We start from the raw sequence: 2,140 nt of genomic DNA, 5'->3' as shown, positions 1-2,140 counted from the left end.
TTAGTTGTGCGAAATGTTTCTAACTTAAATTGAGAATGGTCACATTACTCAGGTAAAGGTTAGACAGTTCCTTACGGAACTGAAGGGTTATATCGAAGAATCAAATGATAGGGTAACGCCTTGAAGGGTTCTCTCTGAGTCGAATAGCATTGATTTAGTAAGAATGATAGTGTTATAAGCTCGGCAAAAAGGCGTGAGAATTTACCGTATCAGTTTGGCTGGCGAAAGCCTACCCGCGGGGGTGGTGTAAATCATGATGCTTGAGTTGAATGAATATGGTGAGAATGTGAATAAACCTAAATAAAAGGTTGAGCTGACGAACTTCTGAATGTACGGGTCTACACGCACAATACATAGAAATGTGTATATCACCAAATGTGAGGTTAGCAGTGGATAAGTAAGACTAGCTCATATGAAAATCCATGATATGTTACAGGCATATGAACGGCTAACAGGCTTAGAGGAAGCACCTAAGTTCTTTCTATAATAGATATAATTCAACGTTGTAAGCTGATAACGTGGAGGGCTTACTCCTAAAGAAGCGTTGATAAGGAAAACACTAGCGAGAATAGCTACTGTATAACTTATCTTTGTATCAGTGAAAGTGGTGGCACAGTACCGATGAAAGGTCTAATCAACCCGAAGGGATAGCCACTAGACTAGTGAAGAATCATTCAACCATGTAAGACAGTTCTTTATCGGTTAATAAGGTTCTTGTGAGACTAAAAGAGGTTCAACTCCCAAGGGAGTCACCGACTTGTTGAAACGAAAGAAACTGAGACACAGTGAGTATTACGATATGCAACATTGCTTTGACAACTTGTATGCTCAAAGTGTCGATGGTCAAAATTTCTATGGCTTAATGAAACTGATTAGTTCCAACGAAAATATACGTCTCGCTTATCGAAATATCAAGAGAAATACAGGGAGTAAAACGGCAGGGACAAATAAGTTAACGATTGATGATATTAAATTTTTATCTGTAGAAAAGGTAATCGAACATGTCAAAAATATGTTTCAAGCATATAAACCAGAAAATGTTCGGCGTGTTTTCATTCCTAAAGCAAATGGGAAAGTAAGACCATTAGGAATCCCAACGATATGGGATAGAATTCTCCAACAATGTATCTTACAAGTATTAGAACCCATTTGCGAGGCAAAATTTCATAAACACAGTTATGGCTTCAGACCGAATAGAAGCACTCATCATGCGAAAGCAAGATTGGAATCACTCGTAAATATGGTGGGTCTCTATCATTGTATAGATGTAGACATAAAAGGATTTTTCGATAATGTGCATCACAGTAAATTACTTAAACAAATATGGTCACTGGGAATAAAAGATAAACCATTACTCTCTATCATATCAAAGCTATTAAAAGCAGAGGTTGAAGGAGAAGGTGTACCAACAAAAGGTACTCCGCAAGGAGGTATTCTATCACCACTTTTATCGAATATCGTTCTAAATGAACTCGATTGGTGGGTAAGTAATCAATGGGAAAATTTTCAGAGCAACCATGAATATAAATATAATGGAAGCAAAGTAAAAGCACTCAAGAAATCAAACCTAAAAGAATGTTACATTGTTAGATACGCTGATGATCTCAAGGTATTATGCCGTACTCGCTCGCAAGCGATTAAAATGAATTATGCCATTAAGGATTTTCTTAATACTAGATTACACCTTGAGACAAGTGATGAAAAATCAAAGGTCATTAACTTAAAGAAGAATTCGTCAGAATTCCTTGGGTTCTCTTTCCGAGTGATTAGGAAAGGAAAGACAAGGATGGGATATGTAGCTCAATCAAATATGACGAAGAAAGCAAAGTCTAGCGCACTCATAAAAATTAAGGATTCTATAAAAGAAATTCAGAAAAAGCCATGTGCTGAAACAGTTTGGCATTACAATACTGTGGTAATGGGGATACAAAACTATTACGCAGCAGCCACTCAAATTTCTAAAAATCTAAGTGAGTTGTCCTGCCATCTAAACAAGGCTTTATATAATCGATTGAAGAATATCAGAACAGAAGCTACGTTTGATGACATGACTAACACACTACAAAAACGCTATAAAGGTTACTTACCACAATACTTTAAAATACAAGACATGGTGTTTGTGCCCATTTATGCCCAACGG

The 2,140-nt window shown here is 36.8% G+C and carries 1 protein-coding gene; it reads left to right on the top strand.

All coding sequences use genetic code 11. The features are described from left to right. Positions 1-799: 799 nt before the first annotated feature. Positions 800-2,140 (top strand): group II intron reverse transcriptase/maturase (gene ltrA / locus ACQKMR_RS28345; RefSeq protein WP_427700240.1); only part of this gene is annotated, 1,341 nt, incomplete at its 3' end.

Origin of the sequence: Peribacillus sp. NPDC096540 (assembly GCF_050278525.1) — a bacterium.
In the GTDB taxonomy this organism is placed as follows: domain Bacteria; phylum Bacillota; class Bacilli; order Bacillales; family DSM-1321; genus Peribacillus.
This window is presented reverse-complemented; position numbering and strand designations above follow the sequence as displayed.